Consider the following 18,478-nt stretch of genomic DNA (forward strand, 5'->3'; position numbering starts at 1 on the left):
CGACGACAATAAAATAATGCCTGAGGAAACAGGCATATACAGGCTCATATCAGGAACCCTTAATGAAACAGCTCAAACAGTGGCTAGGCCCTTTCTGGCCTTTTGCCTGCTTCTCTTTACTCGCTCTCGCCATGCTCAGCCTCTCTCGAATGGGACTGGCCCTCTGGCAGGAGGATCGCGTCAATGCCGTCGCTGGCTGGGGTCCCATGCTGCTGCAGGGGATCCGGGTCGACTTCGCCACCCTCTGCTGGCTGTGGGGTGTCCCCGCCATGTTCACCATGCTGCTGGCAGGTCCCCATGGGATAGGTCGCGCCTGGCTCGGGCTGATGCGTGTCTGGCTGACTCTGGGATTGTGGTTGATGGTCTTTCTCGAGATCTCGACACCCTCCTTCATCACCGAATACGGTGTCAGACCCAACCGTCTCTACATCGAGTACCTCATCTATCCGAAAGAGGTGCTCTCCATGCTGTGGGCCGGCCGCAAGGCCGAGCTGCTGCTTTCTCTTTTGATCAGCCTGTTGACCCTCTGGGGAGGCTGGCGCCTGGCCGGGCATCTGCTCAAGGATCTGGCGCTGCCCCGCTGGTACCTGCGTCCTGCCTTCGCCTTGCTGATCCTGGCCATAGGTTTCCTTGGCGCTCGTTCCAGTCTGGGCCACCGCGCCCTCAATCCGGCCATGGTCGCCTTCGCTGACGACCCCCTGGTCAACGCCCTGACAGTCAACTCCTCCTACTCGCTGTTCTTCGCCATCAAGCAGTTAGGCAACGAGGAAGATGCGGCCAGCATGTATGGCAAGCTGCCGGATGAGCGGGTCATCGAGCTGGTCCGCGCCGAGAGTCGTCGCTCTGCTGCCGCCTTCGACTCGGCCAGTCTGCCGAGTCAGAGCTTCAACCCGGCCAGCCACCAGGGCAAACCGAAGAATCTGGTCATACTTCTGCAAGAGAGTCTGGGTGCCCAGTTCGTGGGTTCCCTCGGTGGTCTGCCGCTCACCCCCAATATCGATGCTCTAAGCAAAGAGGGTTGGGCCTTCAACCAGCTCTACGCCACCGGCACCCGCTCGGTACGCGGCATAGAGGCGGTGGTGACCGGCTTTACCCCTACCCCGGCTCAAGCCGTCGTCAAGCTGGGCAAGAGCCAGACCAACTTCTTCACCCTGGCGGATCTGCTCAAACAGCGTGGTTACAGCACCAGCTTCATCTATGGGGGTGAGAGTCATTTCGACAACATGCGCAGCTTCTTCCTCGGCAATGGCTTTAGTAAAATCGTCGAGCAGAAAGACTTCCTGAACCCCGTCTTTGAAGGTTCATGGGGCGCGTCGGATGAAGATCTGATGGCCAAGGCCAATGACACGTTCGAGGCCCTGCATAAGGAAGGAAAACCTTTCTTCAGCCTGGTATTCAGTTCCAGCAACCATGATCCCTTCGAGTTTCCGGACAACCGCATCGAGCTGTTTGAGCTGCCCAAGGCGACTCGCAACAACGCCGCCAAATATGCCGACTACGCTATCGGTGAGTTTTTCAAGCGAGCCAAGCAATCCGACTACTGGAAGGACACCCTGTTCCTTATCATCGCAGACCATGACAGCCGGGTCGGGGGCGCCAGCCTGGTCCCCATCCCTCGCTTCCATATTCCGGGCGTCATAGTGGGTGACGGCCTGATGCCCAAGCAAGATGCACGCATCGTCAGCCAGATAGACATGGCGCCGACCCTGCTCTCCCTGATGGGGGTCAGCGCCAGTTACCCCATGCTGGGGCAGGATCTGACCCGCACGCCAGACGACTGGCCCGGGCGAGCCATCATGCAATACGACAAAAACTTCGCCCTGATGCGGGGCAAGGACGTGGTGATTCTGCAACCGGAGCAACCGGCCGAGGGGTTCGTCTATGACGCAACCAGGCAGACCCTGACCCCGACGCCCCAACCCGATACCCTGAAAGAACAGGCACTGGGATTGGCGCTGTGGGGCAGCATGGCCTATCAGAAAGGACTCTATCGCACCGCACCTGAGGCTGAGACGACGCTCAAGAAATAGCAGTCAGGAGGGCCATGGCCCTCATCAATAAAAAACCCGCCAACTGGCGGGTTTTTTATTGATCCGAGCTGGCTCAGGTTGTCAGAAAGCAGGGTAAAGAGCGGCTGAACCTGTGTTCGAATACCAGGGATGTCTCGAGGTGCACCACCTCTTCCCGGGAAGTGAAGTGATCGAACACGAAGTTGCGCAGGTGTTCCGTATCGGCAACGCACAGATGCACCAGGAAATCATCCTTGCCTCCCATGTGAAACAGGCTGATCACCTCGGGCAACAGCAGGATGGCATCGCGAAACTCATCGATGATCTGGCGGCTGTGACGCGCCAGCTGCAAAGAGACCATGGCCTGGATATGCCCGCCAAGGGCCTGATGATCGACCTCGCAATGGGCCCCCTTGAGCACCCCATCTTGCTGCAATTTACGCACCCGCTCCAGACAGGTGGAGGGAGCCACCCCGACCAGGGCCGCCAAGTCCTTGTTGGTCATGCCAGCATCACGAAACAGGTGTGCCAGGATATCCAGATCCAGCTGATCCAGGTTTCTCATCTCTACTCCTTGAACCGATCAAATTGCTCCAACTCTGCCCGACAACCGAGCTAAACACAACGCAGAAGACACCTGATCACCCTTCAGGGTCGTGGCCATATGCAGGCGGCCGGTGTCAGGCTAGATGAAGGTAAATTCAGATTTATTCCTGAACCACCAAATAAATGTTTGCTTTTTGCACAAGTTAGCGACATAGTACGCGCCGGCTAGTTAATCAGCCCTGTTTATGTTTACCCTGCAATGCTTCACCTCACGATGAACCCTGTCAGTATCCGCATAACCTTCTTCTGATTTACTCGCCTTGAGAACCGTCAGGCTGTCTGCCTGCGTTGCCCGGCTCTCACGGTGCAGACCCGATCTGCCCACCCAAATGAACTATGCATCCGCATACTCTTTTGCGCATTCCTTGAAAAGTGCAGACGCCCCTCATCAGGGCTGGGTATTCCTGCGCGCTTGTCGACCACGCTGCCGACCGCGTCCATTAACCTGACATTTGCCAACACAAGGAGCAAACACTTAATTTATATAGAGAAATACCATGATGAAAGCCATACACACACACAAACCCCTGCGTCGTAGCAAGCCCATCAACTTGCCACCCATGGATCCGAGCCCCGGCTACCTGATCCAGTTCAATACCCGTTTCAGCGGTGGCTTTGCCATCCAGTGCGACGGCTTCCCTGCCGAGTTCTCCATCGAAGATCTCGACTAACCGGGTTCATATAGCCGCCAGCCGAAACAGACAGGCCACCCCCAGGGGTGGCCTGTTGCGTATCGAATCTGCTACTTTCAGCCGGCAGGCTCGAGCAGCAGGCACTCGTCAGCATCCTCGCTCAATCTGATCAGACCACGTTGCACCAATCCCAGCTTGGCCAGCAGTGCCAGTGAGCTCTGGTTGCCCGGCGTGACGATGGCGATGACTCGCACAATCCCCAACCTTTCCCGACCATCCTGCAGGGCCGCCTTCGCCGCTTCTATGCCATACCCCTGACCGCGATAGGCAGGCAGGAAGGCATAACCTATGTCTTCGCAGGGCAGGGTATCGCGTTTGACCAGCCCGCAGATGCCAAGCTTGGCCCCATCACTCTTGCGCGCCACCAGGTAGAGGCCAAAACCATGCTGGCCATAGCTCACCCTGGGCCCCTGCTGAATGTATTGCTCGGCCCCCGCCAGATCGCGCACACCGCGATCGCCGATGAAACGATGAAAGTCGGGATCATTGAGCAGTTCAAGAATGAAGGGGGCATCACTGGCATCGAGTTCGCGCAGGGACAGGCGATCGGTGTGGATCATGGTTCTCTCGTGGCTTGAAGGCAGAAATTGAGGCCCTCAAGCCTGCACCCGAGGGGGACAGATGACAAGCAGCACACCCTGAAATCCTGGCCTGGATCGGGTTTCCTGCTGGCCCAGTTCGCCCCTTGACCTGGGTTTCGCCACGCGGACCGGACTCGGCATCTCAGGCAGGCTATAATAGCGGCCCTTGTTTTCTACCCTGCCCACGCCGGGCGCCAAGAGCCAGACCATGACCGACCATAACCAAGATGCCACCGAATTTTTCGACGAACAGACCCTGCTGGAAACAGTGGAGAACCAGCTGGCCGAGGGCAATCCGCTCCAGGTCAAGGCGACCCTGATGCGCCTCACCATGAAGGGCATGGCCCGGGAAGAGGCGCTGCAATATATCGCCTGTGCCCTCGGTGCCGAGCTGATGGCGATGGATGCAGATCAGGGACCCTTTAACCTGGTTCGCTATGGCCAGTTCCTGGACAGCCTGCCCGAGATGCCCTGGGCCGAATAGACGCTTGCCTGGGCCAAGGGTCAGCCATGCCCAGGGGAGCATCCGCTCGGCAACCAGGTAGAATTCCCCCGCAACCATTATCATTACTCCCACCGGATTGAGGAGATGTGAACATGCGCTGGCAAAACCGTCGTGAGAGCAACAATGTCGAGGATCGCCGCCAACAGGGGGGCGGCAACGGAGGGGGGCTGCCCATCGGTGGCAAGGGACGCTTGATCCTGCTGGTGGTGGTCATGGTTGCCGGCTACTACGGGGTGGATCTCAGCCCGCTGCTCAATGGCACTGATCCCAGTCAGTCGGTGGCGCAGCAACCCGCTCCCAACAAGCAGGGTACAGCCCCCGCCAATGACGAGCTGGCGCGTTTCACCTCGGTGATGCTGGCCTCGACCGAAGATACCTGGGAGCAGATCTTCCAGGCATCCGGCAGCCAGTATCAGCCCCCCAAGCTGGTGCTCTATCGCGGCGCGACTCGCACCGGTTGCGGTCAGGGCCAGTCGGTGATGGGGCCTTTCTACTGCCCGGCTGACAAGTCCGTCTATATCGATCTCTCCTTCTATCAGGACATGAAGACCAAGCTGGGGGCCGATGGTGACTTCGCCCAGGGTTATGTGGTCGCTCATGAAGTGGGTCATCACGTCCAGAATCTGCTCGGTATCTCTACCAAGGTACGCAAACAGCAGCAGGGACTGAGCCAGGTTCAACAGAACCAGCTGTCGGTCAGGCTGGAGTTGCAGGCTGACTGCTTCGCCGGGGTCTGGGGACACCAGATGGAACGCGAGCAGATACTCGAGCTCGGTGATCTGGAAGAGGCGCTCAATGCCGCCCAGGCCATTGGGGACGATCGCCTGCAGCAGCAAGGCCAGGGGCGCGTGGTGCCAGACAGCTTCACCCATGGCAGCTCGGCCCAGCGCCTCGAGTGGTTCAAGCGCGGCTTTGACAGCGGCGATCCTGGTCGTTGCAACACCTTCGCCAATCGCTGACCGGATGGAAAAAAGGGCCGGATCCCGCCAGGATCCGGCCTTTTACCATCTCAAGCCCGCTCGGGCGAACTAGCCAGGCGGAGGGTTGGTGGCATCGGCGGGTAGCAGATCGGTGAACACGAAGCCGTCCCGGGTCACCGTCTCACCGACCAGGATCTCGAGGGGCCGCAGGAACATGGGGCCATCGACCGCCAGGGTGTGAAACTCCCCCCGCTCGCCGCAAGGATCCACATCCGCAGGCAGTGCCGCCAGCAGCGCCTCATCAAAGCCATGCCCCCCCAGGCTGGCTGGCAACTTGCCCGGATCCAGCGTGCTGATATGGGCCCTGAGCCCGGCCGCCATCATCTCCCTTGCCAGCAGACGGGTATCGCTGCCCCAGAGCGGGAACAGCGCCGTGATGCCCGTACTGGCCAGTTGTTGCTCACGATAGGCCCTGACGTCCTCCAAAAAGAGATCGCCAAACGCCATGTGGGTGATGCCCCGAGCCCGCACCCCGGCGACAAATTCCCCCATGATGCGGGCATACTCTTCGTTGCTGCACGGCCAGGGCAGCATGATCTCGGTGAGCGGCAGGCCGACGCACTGCGCCTGGCGCTGCAGCAATTCGCGCCGCACCCCATGCATGGCCACCCGTTCGAATGCCTGATTCAGGGTGCAGAACAGGCCCACCACCTCAAAGTCGGGATCCTGACGCAGTCGATGCAGGGCCCAGGCGCTGTCCTTGCCGCTGCTCCAGGAGAGCAGGACCTGCGTAGGGGGCCTATCCATTTCGTTCATTCGCTTCTCTCTTCATGGTCAACACGAGGTTGCAAGACTGTATTGCACATTGTGCGATTTACAGCTGGGGACACAAAAGCATACTCTCGACGCTGAGCGTATCCCCGTGAGCGGGGAACAATAACTAAAAAAATGATGGGGAAACATAAGGATATGACAACAGCCACACATACGGATGGCCACACCCGCCCACTGAACCGACAGGATTACAAGACCCTGAGCCTGGCGGCGCTGGGCGGCGCCCTCGAATTCTACGACTTTATCATCTTCGTCTTCTTCGCCGTGGTGATAGGCGAGCTCTTCTTCCCACCCGATATCCCCGAGTGGCTGCGCCAGTTCCAGACCTTCGGCATCTTCGCCGCTGGCTACCTGGCCCGCCCTCTCGGCGGCATCATCATGGCGCACTTTGGCGATCTCATCGGCCGCAAACGCATGTTCACCCTGAGCATACTGCTGATGGCCTTGCCGACCCTGTTGATCGGCTTGCTGCCTACCTATGCCACCCTCGGCATTGCAGCCCCGCTGCTGTTGCTGCTGCTGCGGATCCTGCAAGGGGCCGCCATCGGCGGCGAAGTGCCGGGGGCCTGGGTCTTCGTGGCCGAGCACGTGCCCGCCCGCCGGGTTGGCCTCGCCTGTGGCACCCTCACCGCCGGCCTGACCGCGGGCATACTGCTCGGTTCTCTGGTGGCCACCGCCATCAACCGCGGTATGAGCCCGAGCGATGTCAGCGACTGGGGTTGGCGCCTGGCCTTCATCCTTGGCGGTCTGTTCGGCATCGTCGCCATGTACCTGCGCCGCTGGCTGCACGAGACCCCGGTATTTGCCGAGATGCAGGCCAACAAGGCCCTGGCCGCCGAACTGCCGCTCAAGACGGTGCTGCGTGAGCACAAAGGCAGCGTGCTGATCTCCATGCTGCTGACCTGGCTGCTCTCCGCCGGCATAGTGGTAGTGATCCTGATGACCCCCTCCTATCTGCAGAAGCTGCATGGGGTCAGTCCGGCCGATGCGCTGTCAGCCAACTCCCTGGCCATCGTCGCCCTGACTCTAGGCTGCATCTGCTATGGCCGTCTCATCGACAGCCTGGGCAGCGGCCCCACCTTCATGCTGGGCTCCCTGCTGCTGGCGGTAGCCAGCTACAGCTTCTATCACGGTCTGCTGGGCGGGACTGAACAGCTGATCCCTCTCTACACCCTGGTCGGTTTCGCGGTTGGCATTGTCGGCGCTGTCCCCTATGTGATGGTGAATGCCTTCCCGGCCGTGGTGCGCTTCTCCGGGCTGTCGTTCTCCTACAACGTGGCCTACGCCATCTTCGGCGGCCTGACCCCCATGCTGGTCACCCTCTGGATGAAGGATGACGTGCTGGCTCCCTCCCACTATGTGGTGGCCCTGTCACTCCTGGGTTTCCTGCTCGGCCTCTTCCTCTGGCTGCGAGATCGTAGCGCGCGTCAGAGTGCGCCCCAGGTCGCATAAAGCCTCCTAGAGAACGGCAGAAGCCCCGCCATGGCGGGGCTTCTTTATACTGTGTCCATCGAGTGAAAGCGGCATAATATAAGCACTTCTGATGCCGGGGCAGGCCATTTCGTCCCGCGCCACCACCATCCTAACGAGGCTACTCATGTTTTTTCAGGTTGTACTGCTGACCCTGCTGGCCCTGTTGCCCATGGTAAACCCGCCGACCACGGCGACCCTGCTGCTGGGTCTGAGCAAGGGCATGTCCCGGGAGCATGTACGCCGCCAGATCAATCTCGCGGCCATCTATCTGTTTGCCACCCTCTGCGTCAGCTTCTTCATCGGCTCTTCCATCCTCGACTTGTTCGGTATCTCCATACCGGGACTGCGCCTGGCCGGCGGCCTCATCATCGGCTTCATCGGTTTTCGCATGCTGTTTCCGGCCCCGCCCCAGGCCGGTGAGACGGACACCAACCAGAGCATTGCCTTCGTGCCGCTTACCATGCCCAGCATGTGCGGCCCTGGCACCATGGCGCTGGTGATCAGTGGCGCCGCCCAGATTGCGGATCTCTCCACAGAGACTCCCCGCCTCCCCATCTACGGCGGGGTGGTGGTCGCCTTCGCCCTGATGAGTCTGTTCAGCTGGGCCGTGCTCAAGTTGGCGGATCCCGTCTGCAAGCTGCTGGGTGAGACAGGCATCGATGCCATGACCCGCATCATGGGCTTCTTGCTGGTTTGCATGGGGATGCAATTTTGCATCAACGGCATCAAGGAGGTCGCCCAGGATCCGGTATTCCACTCGGCACCCTCCGCCCAGCAGGCTCCCGCCCCCTTGTCGGAGCGGCTACCCGCCAAACCATGATCGTCAGTGTTACCCAATGCAAAACCCCGGCCTGAGCCGGGGTTTTTTATGGTCATGAACGCCAGCATCCAGGCTTACTGGGTACCGCCCACAGTGAGCTGATCCAGCTTGAGGGTCGGCTGACCGACCCCAACCGGCACACTCTGCCCCTCCTTGCCACAGACGCCAACCCCGCGATCCAGCGCGAGATCCCGGCCCACCATGGAGACCTGGCTCATGGCTTCCGGGCCATTGCCAATCAGGGTGGCCCCCTTGATGGGGGTGGTTATCCTGCCATCCTCGATGAGATAGGCCTCGGAGGCGGAGAAGACGAACTTGCCGGAGGTGATATCCACCTGGCCGCCGCCAAAGTTGGGGGCATAGATGCCCTTCTTGACCGAGGCGATGATCTCCGCCGGATCATACTGACCCGCCAGCATGTAGGTATTGGTCATGCGGGGCATCGGCAGGGCGGCATAGGATTCACGACGGCCATTGCCCGTCGGCGCGACCCCCATCAGGCGGGCATTCTGCTTGTCTTGCAGATAACCCTTGAGGATCCCGTTCTCGATCAGCATGTTGTAGCCGCCGGGAACCCCTTCATCATCGATGGTGACAGAGCCGCGACGCCCCTGCAGGGTGCCATCATCGACGATGGTGCAGTGTTTGGAGGCGACCTGCTCACCGATACGACCGGCGAAAGCGGAGGATCCCTTGCGGTTGAAGTCCCCTTCCAGGCCGTGGCCCACCGCCTCGTGCAGCAGCACACCGGGCCAACCGGAACCCAACACCACCGGCATGGTACCGGCCGGGGCATCGATGGCATCCAGATTGACCAGCGCCTGGCGTACCGCTTCGCGCACGAAGCCGAAAGCCCGGCTCTCAAGGCCATCGAGTTCCAGGAACCAGTCATAACCAAAGCGGCCACCACCCCCGGCGCTGCCCCGTTCGCGGCGCTCGCCCCGTTCCGCCAGCACGGTTACCGAGAGGCGCACCAGAGGGCGAATGTCGGCGGCCAGGGTGCCATCGGTGGCCGCCACCAGGATCTCTTCATAGACCCCATTGATGGAGGCCATCACCTGCGTCACTGTCGGATCCAGACTGCGGGCAAACTTGTCCATCTGCTCGAGCAGGGCAATCTTCTGGTGCTTGTCCAGGGTCTGCAAAGGATCCAGGGCGGGATAGAGCAGGTTGGCCGAGGTTCGGGCCCAGGCCTTCACCTTGCCCTGACTGCCTGCGGCGGCGATGCCACGGGCGGCGGTCACGGATTGCTCCAAAGCGCGCAGACTCAGCTCATCGGAGTAGGCGAAGCCGGTCTTCTCACCGCTGACGGCACGTACCCCGACCCCCTGGTCGATGTTGTAACTGCCGTCTTTGACGATGCCATCTTCCAGCATCCAGGACTCATGCCAGCTGCGCTGGAAATAGAGATCGCCAAACTCCACCTGGTGGCTCATCAGGCTGCCGAGCAGCTGTTGCAAGCGGCCTTCATCCAGCCCATTGGGCGCCAGCAGGGAGGCACTCACCTGATTCAATAGACTCAATCTTTCTCTCCACTCTCGATGCGAGACGTCGTAACGGTGAATTCATCCGGTGTGGCCCGGTGACAAGTTCGTATTCGTAGGGTGCAATGAACAAAGTGAACTGCATCGCCAACCCACACATAGACACAGGTGCAATGCGCTTCGCTTGTTGCACCCTACGTCAATCAAGCAACCGGGCGTGGTGCACTATCGGCAAACGGCTGCGTTTTAGTTCTTCACCTCTTCACCACACCATCAGAGCAAGCGGGCGTGTTGCAGCACGGGCATGGTGCGTTTCAATTCGTCGACAAGCCCGGGATCCATCTCCACCAACACTGTGGCGGGGCCCGAATCCTGGCAGGCCAACACCCGCCCCCAGGGATCGATGATCATGCTATGGCCCCAGGTCTGGCGGCCCGTCTCGTGGCTGCCGCCCTGATTGGCGGCCACCACATAACACTGGTTCTCGATGGCGCGGGCCCGCAGCAGCGGCTCCCAGTGCGCCTCGCCGGTCACGGCGGTAAAGGCGGCAGGCACCAGCAACACCCGGGCCCCCTGGGCACTCAGCCGACGATAGAGCTCGGGAAAGCGCAGATCATAACAGATAGAGAGGCCGAGGGGGCCAAAGGGCGAGTCAGTCAGGCTGACCTCCTGACCCGGGCTGAAGGTCTCGGACTCCCGGTAGCGGCCATGGTTGTCCGCCACATCCACATCGAACAGATGGATCTTGTGATAGTGACCTCGGCGGGCCCCCGCCGGATCGAACACCAGGGAGCTGGTGTGGATATGCTCCGAGCCGGGAATGGAGGTCGGCATGGCGCCAGCTACCAGCCAGATGCCATGCTCCCGAGCCCAGCTGGCCAACTGGGACTGAATGGGCCCCTCGCCAAGACATTCTGCCCCATCGAGATAACCCTGCCGCTCGCCAAACAGGGCGAAGTTCTCCGGCAGCAGCACCAGCAAGGGGCGCGCCGGGGGGAGCTCGGCCAGCAAGCGGGCAATCTGCGCCCTGTTATCGGCCCAGTGTCGTCCCGAGATCAACTGCATTGCGCATAGCCACATGACTCACTCCTTGTTCATCATCCGGATGGGGTCTCAACGCTGGGACGGGCCATCATGCTTGGGGTTGAGCAGGAAGGGGCTCACCTCGTTGGGGGGCAGGGTTGGCGCTACCTGCTCCACCGCCTGCTTCTGATCCTGATTGAGCTTGATCATGGCTCTGTCCCGTCCCGCCTCGATAAGCTTGGGATCGTCGATGGGACCTGAGACCCGAAAATCGATGCGGGTGATGACGTCCACCACGGGCTCGAGCAGCTTGGAGAGCGCCAACACGTAGAGCCCTGTGATGGGGGTCAACGAGAAGGCCGCCACCACCGGTAGGGTGCCCCCCAGGTTGGGGGAGAAACTCAGCTCATAATCGATGTGCCAACGGACCAGATCCAGCACCCCTTCGCCTCTGAGATTACCCGCGGCGCCCTTCATGTAGAAGTCATTGTTTTGCACTATGCCTTTGTCGATCTTGGCGGTGGCGGACATGGACTCAAAATAGAAGCCCTTGTCGAACACGTCGCGAAAATCGAGGCGCAGCTTGCGCAGGATCGAATCCAGACTGAGCAGAGAGAGCAGCCGGGCGCCCTTGTCGTTCACCTCACGCAGGGTGCCGCCTTCCAGCTGGTACTCGGCCGTGCCGTTCAGGCTTGCCAGGTTGAGTCGATAAGGGACATCCTGCCAGCTGAGGCTCGCCTTGGCCTTGGCGGGCGCATCGCCGATGGGGGAGGTGTAACCGAGCCGCTTGAGCAGCAGCTCGCTGTTTTTGCTGTTTATCTCCAGCCGGGCCTGGGTCTGCATGCCGCTGGCACTCGCTATCCAGTCGGCACTGCCGCTGAGCTGGCTGTTCGCCAGTCGCATGTCGAGCCCCTTGAGGCTTACCTTGCCGGGGGCTGGCACCAGCTCTCCCTTGACCGCTCCCAGGGGCAAGCTGCCAAAGCGGCAATCCAGGCAGCTGAACCTGAGCCAGGGCATGGCGTCCATGATGGCCCTGTCTTGACTGGCATCGGCACCGGGTCGCAAGTCCTGGCTATTGCCGGACCAGTGAATACGGGCAAACTGGGCATCGACCGGCTGACTGTCCGCCAGGGGGAGTCGCACTACCCCCATCACATCGGGGCTGTCGATCATCACCTCGGTCGCCCCGGCGACGGGGCCGACCGTGAAGTGCACGGCCTTGAGCAGGGCACTGCCCAGACTCGCCTGTGCCAGCTGGCTATCCACCCACCAATCTGACGGCAAGAAGGCTGGCCCCACCAGGGCCGGGCCCTGGTCTCCGTGCTCCGGTAACCAGCGATTGAGCTTGGCAATCCAGCCCGCCACATCGGCATTGGGTTGGTTGATGGCGATCAGCATGGGCTTGTCGCGCAGCGCCCTGCCACCGGCGCCGCCCACGTCCAGCCGCAAGCGGCTCAGATAGGGGCTGGCTTCGCCATAGACCAGGCTACTTTGCAGCGCAACATCTGTGCCCAGGGCGCCATGGATTTCGGCCACCCCGCTCTGCCCTCGTACCGTGACGTTAAGGGGTTGGCGCACCCCAGCCGCCTTGTTGAGGGGGGCAGGCAACTCCAGGGCCATGCCTTGCAGATCCGAATCGAGTCCGAGCTGGAAGTTAAAGGGTTTACCCCCTGGCAGGTTCAGCGCCAGCTTGCCGCGCCAGTTGCTGCGTCCTCGCAAGATGGCCAGGTCGCCTATCTGCTTTGGCTGGCGGGCGCTGTCCCAATTCCCTTTGAAATCAAGGTCAACCTTATAGACCCCAGGCTGCTGCCTGCCGTGATAATCCAGAGTCAGGGGCTGGTCCCAGAGTCTGGCCTTGAGCCCCTTGAAGCGGGTCTGGGCATTGTCATACTCGAGGCGGCCCTGCACCTGTTCCAGAGGCAGGTTCAGGGAGGCAACCCGCACCTTGTTGCCATCGAAATCTGCGTGGCCCTCGGCCTTGACCTCCCCCTTGCCATCCAGGGGAATGTCGAGCTTGACCGTCCCCTTGAGCGGGCCGCGCACTTCCAGTTCGCCCAGGGCCTGACCGACCGAGTCCTTCAGGGGCGAGGCTTGCAGGTAGTCGCTGATGGCCTTGCCTTCCCCCGCCACCTTGGCGTCTATGTAGAGATGGGCTCCGGGGTAGAGATCCGGGATCCAGGCATGGACATCGTCCGATCCCGCCTTGCCGAGCCGGGTAGCGTGGCTGCGCATATCCAGGCTGGCATTCTGGAACAGCAAGTCTATCTGCAAGTCGGTGAGAGGCTGCCAGCCGGGATCGAACTGGAAGCGCGCCCGCTCGAGGGGCACGGCCGCCTGGAAGATGCCCTCTCCCTTGGCATAAGGGAAGTCCTTGAACTCGCCGTACCAGAGCAGGTCGGCCCCCTTGGCCTGACCGCCCTGAATGGCAGCGCTCAGGTAATCGACCAGGCTCTTGCCCATCACGGCGAGGGGGAAGTAGCCATCGGCGTGGGCCGCATTCTTGACGTCAACATGGCCGGTCAGGGCCAGGAAGGGGTGTGCGAACAAATCGAGTCGAAAACGGCTGCTCAGACTCAAGTCAGGGTTATCGAGGAGAATATCCTGACCGTAGAGCACCCAACCCTCTGGATCGCGCCACCAGTCGAGGCGAGCCGAGAAATCATCGATTGGGATGACGCGCTTGAAGTGACGGGCCGGGTCCAGCTTGTCCTTGCTCATCCGCAGTCGGGCGCTGCCGCCGGTCGGAGTGAGCCAGAACTCGCCGTTCAGATCCTGCACGCCGGGCACATCCTGCCACGCCTTGAGCTTGAGGTGAGCGAGATCCCCCCGCAGCGAGAGTCCCTGCCAATCTCCGGCGGCCTGCAAAAACAGCTCCTTGATCTCCCCCTCGGGCTGGGTCTGCTTGAGGGTCTCGGTCAACGCGGGGTAGAGGCCAGAGACCAGCTGGCTCAGGCTGGCCGCCTGCTTGAGATCCACGGCGGGCACATAACCCTGGATCCGGTCGCCGATGCGCTCGAGTTGCAACCTGCTGCGCAGCCAGGGTTTGCCGTCGAGCTTGAAGGTCATTTCGTGGCTGGCCAGTTGCCAGTCATCCCCGTCCCGACGCAGCTGCACTTTACCGCCCTGCAGACCCAGATGGTGCGTCTCGCCCTGTTTGGGATCTTTCCAGATGAGGTAGTTGTTACCAAACGCGAGCAGGGAGTTGCCAATCTGGCCACCGGCGAAGCTGCTCCAGAGCTGGAAGTCGAGCTGGCCGTCAACCTTGGGCTCACCGGTATGGATGCGGGCCAGCAGCGGGCCCAGATCGAGCTGCTTGGCGCCAAGGTAGAGCTGCCCCTCCAGCCTGTCGAAGCTGCGTGCCGGGTTGGTGACATCCAGGATCAGATCCAGGGTGCTATCCCCCACCCCGTTGACCAGATACGCCTTGCCCACCCCCTGGTGGCGCTTGCCGCTGTTGCGCCAGCGCAAGTTGGCCACATCCAGCGCCCGCACCGCGCCCAGGGCAGTGGTGATGCTGACGCGGGTGTTGTGCACATCGAAGGTGTCGAGCTGGGTCAGCAAGAAACGCAGCAGGGCCCGCTGCTGGTCATGGGGCTTCTCTTTCTGCTCCACGGCAGGCTGGCTCAGATCAAGGTGGATATCGCCATCGCTCAGTTGCAACTCGCCAAACACGGGCCTCAGCCGCTGCAGAGATTGCCAGAAATCGAGGTGAGCCCAGACTTTGCCGAGGCGAATGGCAAAACGCCCCGAATCCGGGGCTATGGTGAAGTTGGTCAGGGCCAAGGCGGGGCCACTCTGGGTCCAGTCCAGGCCGACGGCGTCGACGCTGGCCTCCAGCTGGCTGCCCGCGAGCAGATGATCGAGCAGGGCCTGGCGATGCTGGTTGATCAGGGGGCCGCCAAGGCGTACCAGGCTGACCAGCAGCGCCAGCAGCACGAAGCAGACTCCGAGGGCCAGCCAGCCCCGACTCAACCAGCGGTGGATCACTACATCATCACCACATCAAACTGTTCCTGACCACAGAGCGGCTCGCTGATGAGTCGCACCTGCTTGCCGATGAACACCTCCAGCTCGGCCAGGCTGTGGGACTCCTCCCCGCGCAGATAGTCCGCCACGGCAGGGGCCGAATAGACGGTGAACTGATCCGCATCGTAGGCACGGTTGACGCGGATGATCTCCCGCAGGATCTCGAAGCAGACCGACTCCACCGTCTTGACCCGGCCGCGCCCCTTGCACTCGGGGCACTCGGAGCAGAGCACATGCTCCAGGCTCTCCCGGGTGCGCTTGCGGGTCATCTCCACCAGGCCGAGCTGGGAGAAGCCGTTGACGTTGGTCTTGGCCCTGTCCTTGGCCAGGGCCAGCTCCAGGCTGTGCAGCACCCGGCGCCTGTGATCCTCGGACTGCATATCGATGAAGTCGATGATGATGATGCCGCCGAGGTTGCGCAGCCGCAGATGACGGGCGATGGCGGCGGTGGCCTCGACGTTGGTGTTGAAGATGGTCTCTTCCAGATTGCGGTGGCCGACGAAGGCGCCGGTGTTGATGTCCACCGTGGTCATGGCTTCGGTCTGATCGATGATGAGGTAGCCGCCGGATTTCAGCTCCACCTTGCGCTCCAGGGCACGCTGGATCTCGTTCTCCACGTCGTAGAGATCAAAGATGGGCGACTCCCCCGCATAGGACTCCAGCTTGCTGGCAAGCTCGGGCACATACTCCTCGGTGAAGCGTTTGAGCGCCTCGAAGCTCTGCCTGGAATCGACCCGGATCTTGTCGAGCTCGGCACCGACGAAGTCACGCACCACCCGAAAGGCGAGGCTGGGATCTTCATAGAGGATCTTGCAGGGGGGGTACTTGTGTTTGCGCTCCAGGATCTTGCGCCACAGCCGTTTCAGGAAGGCGGCATCCTGCTCCAGCTCCTGCTCCCCCACCCCTTCGGCGGCGGTGCGGATGATGTAGCCGCCCAGATCGTCCACATAGCCGGCCACGGTGCGCTTGAGGCGCTCACGTTCGGCCTCGGATTCGATCCGCTGGGAGACACCGACGTGGGCGCTGCCCGGCATGAACACCAGATAACGGGACGGCAGGGTGATGTCGGTGGTGAGACGGGCGCCCTTGGTGCCCAGGGGATCTTTGACCACCTGCACCATGATGTCCTGCCCCTGACGGACCAGCTCGGCGATGTTGCCCGCCTGGAACTGCTCCTTCTCCTTGACCGCCACGCACTCGGTGTGGGGCACTATGTCGGAGGCGTGCAGGAAGGCGGCCTTGTCCATGCCGATGTCGACGAAGGCCGCCTGCATGCCAGGCAGCACCCGGCTGATCTTGCCCTTGTAGATGTTGCCCACTATGCCACGCTTGGCCTGGCGCTCTACGTGCACTTCTTGCAGCAGGCCATTCTCGACCAAGGCGACCCGGGTCTCTGAGGGAGTGACGTTTACCAGCAGTTCTACCGACATAAGTTACCTTGTCTGTTCTAGTTTTGAATTCTGGGCAGCCCATCCGGAACAGGGGCGGAGGTAACAGGGTAAACGCGGAGAGAGACTCAGCCCGCCTGTTCCAGATGTGCCTTGATCAACAGATCCGTCTCCAGCAAGGGCAGGCCGACCACGGCGCTGTAACTGCCCTCAATGCGGCTGACAAACTTGCCAGCTATCCCTTGGATACCATAAGCCCCGGCCTTGTCACAGGGCTCACCGGTGCGCCAGTAGGCCTCAATCTCGCTCTCATCCAGCTTGCGAAAGGCCACATTGGTGGTCACCAGTCGCACGTCACAACGCTCTTTCGTCGCCAGGGCTACCGCCGTCATCACCTGATGCACCCGACCGGAGAGTGCCTCCAGCATGTCTTTGGCATCGAGCAGATCGGAGGGCTTCTCCAGCACCCGATCCCCCAGCACCACTATGGTGTCGGCACCCAGCACCGGCAATGCGGTCGGGGCCGCGGCCACACCGGTCATCGCCTTGTCACGGGCGAGGCGGCAGACGTAATCCTGGGGCTTCTCACCCTCGAGACGCTGTTCCGGCACATCCAGCCTGAGTACCTCAAAGCGGTAAGCGAGTTGGGTCAGCAGTTCCCTGCGACGGGGAGAGCCAGAGGCGAGATAGAGTTGCAGTTCGTTATGTTTGCTCATAATCACTTGATATTAAAGCGGCGGCGCACTTTGCGCAGCACCAGAAACACCCAAGGCCATATTAACATCGTGGAGAGGGTGGACCAGAAATAGGCCAGATTGAGGCTGGCACGACCAAACAGATGCTCGGACCAGAAGATGGCGACCTTACCCACCAGGGAGAGCAGACCTATGATGAGGGCTTGCTGCCAGAGGGAGAAGTTGCGGATCTTCTGGAACTGGAAGGCAGCCAGATAGGTGGTGATGGCCATGGCCATGGCCCGCACACCCAGGGTGCTGCCCAGCAGCACATCCAGCAGCAGACCGGCCACCCAGGCGGTGCCGACATTGGCCCTGTGGGGCAAGGCCAGCGCCCAGTAAATGAGTACCATGGCGAGCCAGTCCGGCCGGAAGGGCTCGAACTGAAAAGGGAGCGGCATGATGGAGAGGCTCAGGGCCAACATGACCGAGACCCAGATCCAGAGTCGCCCGCTAGCGGGTTCCAGCATCAGCGGGTCGCCCCCGCGGCCGAGGTCGCGGGCGCAGCGGCCTCTTCATCGTGGACTTCGGGCTTCTTGTCAGTCCAGAGCAGCAAGAGGTAACGCAATCTGTCCAGCGCCACCAGGGGCTTGGCCTCTATCTGGGCGAAGGGCTTGCCCTCCACATAGTCAGATCGGGTCACAGTCGCCACCGGATAACCTTCCGGGAAGCGGCCACCCAGACCCGAGGTGACCAGCAGATCACCGACCTGGACGTCGGTATTGCGCGGCAGGTTGCGCAGCTCCAGCTTGTCCAGCTCGCCGCTGCCGGAGGCGATGGCGCGCAGATCATTGCGCAGCACCCGTACCGGAATACCGTGGCTGGTATCGGTGATGAGCAGCACCCGACTGGTGGTCGAGCCCACGTGCAGCACCTGACCTATCACCCCCTGATCGTTGATCACCGGCTGGCCGTTATAGACGCCATCCAGTGCCCCCTTGTTGATCAGCACCTGATGGCTGAAGGGGTCGGAATCCACCGACAGCAGCTCGGCCACCATCTTGCGGGACTCGTTATGCACGGGAGAGCCAAGCAATTCCCGCAGCCGCTGATTCTCATGCTCCAGATGATCCAGCTTGAGCAGACGGGAACGCAGGGTGAACAACTGCTGTTCTTGCTGCTTGGTCTGTTCGATGAGACTGGATCGGGTCTGCACCTGGGTCGACATGGTGTCGAGCAGGGAGCTGGGGGCATTGGCGATATATTGCAGCGGGCTGACGAGGGAGCTCAGATAGACGCGGACGTGCGTGAACACACCGAAGCGGGAATCCGCAACGATGGCAGCAACCGAGATGATGACGGCGAGAAACAACCGTAACTGAAGCGAAGGGCCTCTACCAAAAATGGGTTTCATGTGTCGTCAAAAAAGAGCCGGCGCTCGGC

16 protein-coding genes are annotated in these 18,478 nt (G+C 61.4%); 6 read left to right on the plus strand and 10 right to left on the minus strand.

The window, feature by feature from the left end; translation table 11 throughout:
* Positions 1–62: 62 nt before the first annotated feature.
* On the plus strand, positions 63–2,030 hold the full coding sequence (locus M2366_RS14055; RefSeq protein ID WP_259270004.1) for an LTA synthase family protein: 1,968 nt from the start codon (positions 63–65) through the stop codon (positions 2,028–2,030).
* A gap of 73 nt (positions 2,031–2,103) precedes the next feature.
* On the opposite strand, the gene M2366_RS14060 is transcribed toward M2366_RS14055, so the two are convergent.
* Positions 2,104–2,574, minus strand: coding sequence for an Lrp/AsnC family transcriptional regulator (locus M2366_RS14060; RefSeq protein WP_042001133.1), 471 nt, complete (start codon positions 2,572–2,574; stop codon positions 2,104–2,106).
* A gap of 538 nt (positions 2,575–3,112) precedes the next feature.
* Between M2366_RS14060 and M2366_RS14065 the strand changes: the two genes are divergently transcribed.
* Entirely contained in the window at positions 3,113–3,286 is a 174-nt protein-coding gene (locus M2366_RS14065) for a hypothetical protein (RefSeq protein WP_198135319.1), read from the plus strand.
* A gap of 77 nt (positions 3,287–3,363) precedes the next feature.
* On the opposite strand, the gene M2366_RS14070 is transcribed toward M2366_RS14065, so the two are convergent.
* Entirely contained in the window at positions 3,364–3,867 is a 504-nt protein-coding gene (locus M2366_RS14070; RefSeq protein ID WP_042044335.1) for a GNAT family N-acetyltransferase, read from the minus strand.
* Between the two features lie 229 nt (positions 3,868–4,096).
* Here M2366_RS14070 and M2366_RS14075 point away from each other — a divergent pair, with 229 nt between their 5' ends.
* Positions 4,097–4,372 carry a hypothetical protein gene (locus tag M2366_RS14075; protein WP_042044336.1) on the plus strand — a complete coding sequence of 92 codons (276 nt, stop codon included), beginning with the start codon at positions 4,097–4,099 and terminating at the stop codon, positions 4,370–4,372.
* Positions 4,373–4,485: 113 nt separating this feature from the next.
* Positions 4,486–5,352 (plus strand): neutral zinc metallopeptidase, encoded by an 867-nt coding sequence (locus tag M2366_RS14080; RefSeq protein ID WP_259270005.1) that lies wholly within the window; start codon positions 4,486–4,488, stop codon positions 5,350–5,352.
* Positions 5,353–5,421: 69 nt separating this feature from the next.
* Here M2366_RS14080 and M2366_RS14085 read toward each other — a convergent pair whose 3' ends face one another.
* Positions 5,422–6,129 (minus strand): adenine nucleotide alpha hydrolase, encoded by a 708-nt coding sequence (locus M2366_RS14085; RefSeq protein WP_259270006.1) that lies wholly within the window; start codon positions 6,127–6,129, stop codon positions 5,422–5,424.
* Between the two features lie 153 nt (positions 6,130–6,282).
* On the opposite strand from M2366_RS14085, the gene M2366_RS14090 reads away from it, so the two are divergent.
* Positions 6,283–7,599: an MFS transporter gene (locus tag M2366_RS14090; protein ID WP_259270007.1), complete on the plus strand. Its 1,317-nt coding sequence runs from the start codon at positions 6,283–6,285 to the stop codon at positions 7,597–7,599.
* Positions 7,600–7,744: 145 nt separating this feature from the next.
* Positions 7,745–8,440 carry a MarC family NAAT transporter gene (locus M2366_RS14095; RefSeq protein WP_042044340.1) on the plus strand — a complete coding sequence of 232 codons (696 nt, stop codon included), beginning with the start codon at positions 7,745–7,747 and terminating at the stop codon, positions 8,438–8,440.
* 74 nt (positions 8,441–8,514) lie between these two features.
* On the opposite strand, the gene tldD is transcribed toward M2366_RS14095, so the two are convergent.
* From tldD to mreC, 7 genes are all read right to left on the minus strand, one after another.
* Positions 8,515–9,963 (minus strand): metalloprotease TldD, encoded by a 1,449-nt coding sequence (gene tldD / locus M2366_RS14100; protein ID WP_259270008.1) that lies wholly within the window; start codon positions 9,961–9,963, stop codon positions 8,515–8,517.
* 234 nt (positions 9,964–10,197) lie between these two features.
* Positions 10,198–11,004, minus strand: a complete 807-nt coding sequence (locus tag M2366_RS14105; RefSeq protein WP_259270009.1) for a carbon-nitrogen hydrolase family protein — start codon at positions 11,002–11,004, stop codon at positions 10,198–10,200.
* A gap of 33 nt (positions 11,005–11,037) precedes the next feature.
* Positions 11,038–14,934 carry a YhdP family protein gene (locus M2366_RS14110; RefSeq protein ID WP_259270010.1) on the minus strand — a complete coding sequence of 1,299 codons (3,897 nt, stop codon included), beginning with the start codon at positions 14,932–14,934 and terminating at the stop codon, positions 11,038–11,040.
* Positions 14,934–16,403, minus strand: coding sequence for a ribonuclease G (gene rng, locus M2366_RS14115; protein WP_042044344.1), 1,470 nt, complete (start codon positions 16,401–16,403; stop codon positions 14,934–14,936). Before rng ends, M2366_RS14110 begins: the two co-directional genes overlap by 1 nt.
* An 86-nt stretch (positions 16,404–16,489) precedes the next feature.
* Positions 16,490–17,077, minus strand: a complete 588-nt coding sequence (locus M2366_RS14120; protein ID WP_259270011.1) for a nucleoside triphosphate pyrophosphatase — start codon at positions 17,075–17,077, stop codon at positions 16,490–16,492.
* A 2-nt stretch (positions 17,078–17,079) separates the two neighbouring features.
* Positions 17,080–17,565, minus strand: coding sequence for a rod shape-determining protein MreD (gene mreD / locus M2366_RS14125; RefSeq protein ID WP_042044346.1), 486 nt, complete (start codon positions 17,563–17,565; stop codon positions 17,080–17,082).
* Positions 17,565–18,449: a rod shape-determining protein MreC gene (gene mreC, locus M2366_RS14130; protein ID WP_042044347.1), complete on the minus strand. Its 885-nt coding sequence runs from the start codon at positions 18,447–18,449 to the stop codon at positions 17,565–17,567. The genes mreD and mreC overlap by 1 nt, the downstream gene beginning before the upstream one ends.
* Positions 18,450–18,478: the final 29 nt, after the last annotated feature.

It is taken from the genome of Aeromonas sp. BIGb0405, assembly GCF_024807335.1.
Taxonomy (GTDB): domain Bacteria; phylum Pseudomonadota; class Gammaproteobacteria; order Enterobacterales; family Aeromonadaceae; genus Aeromonas; species Aeromonas rivuli.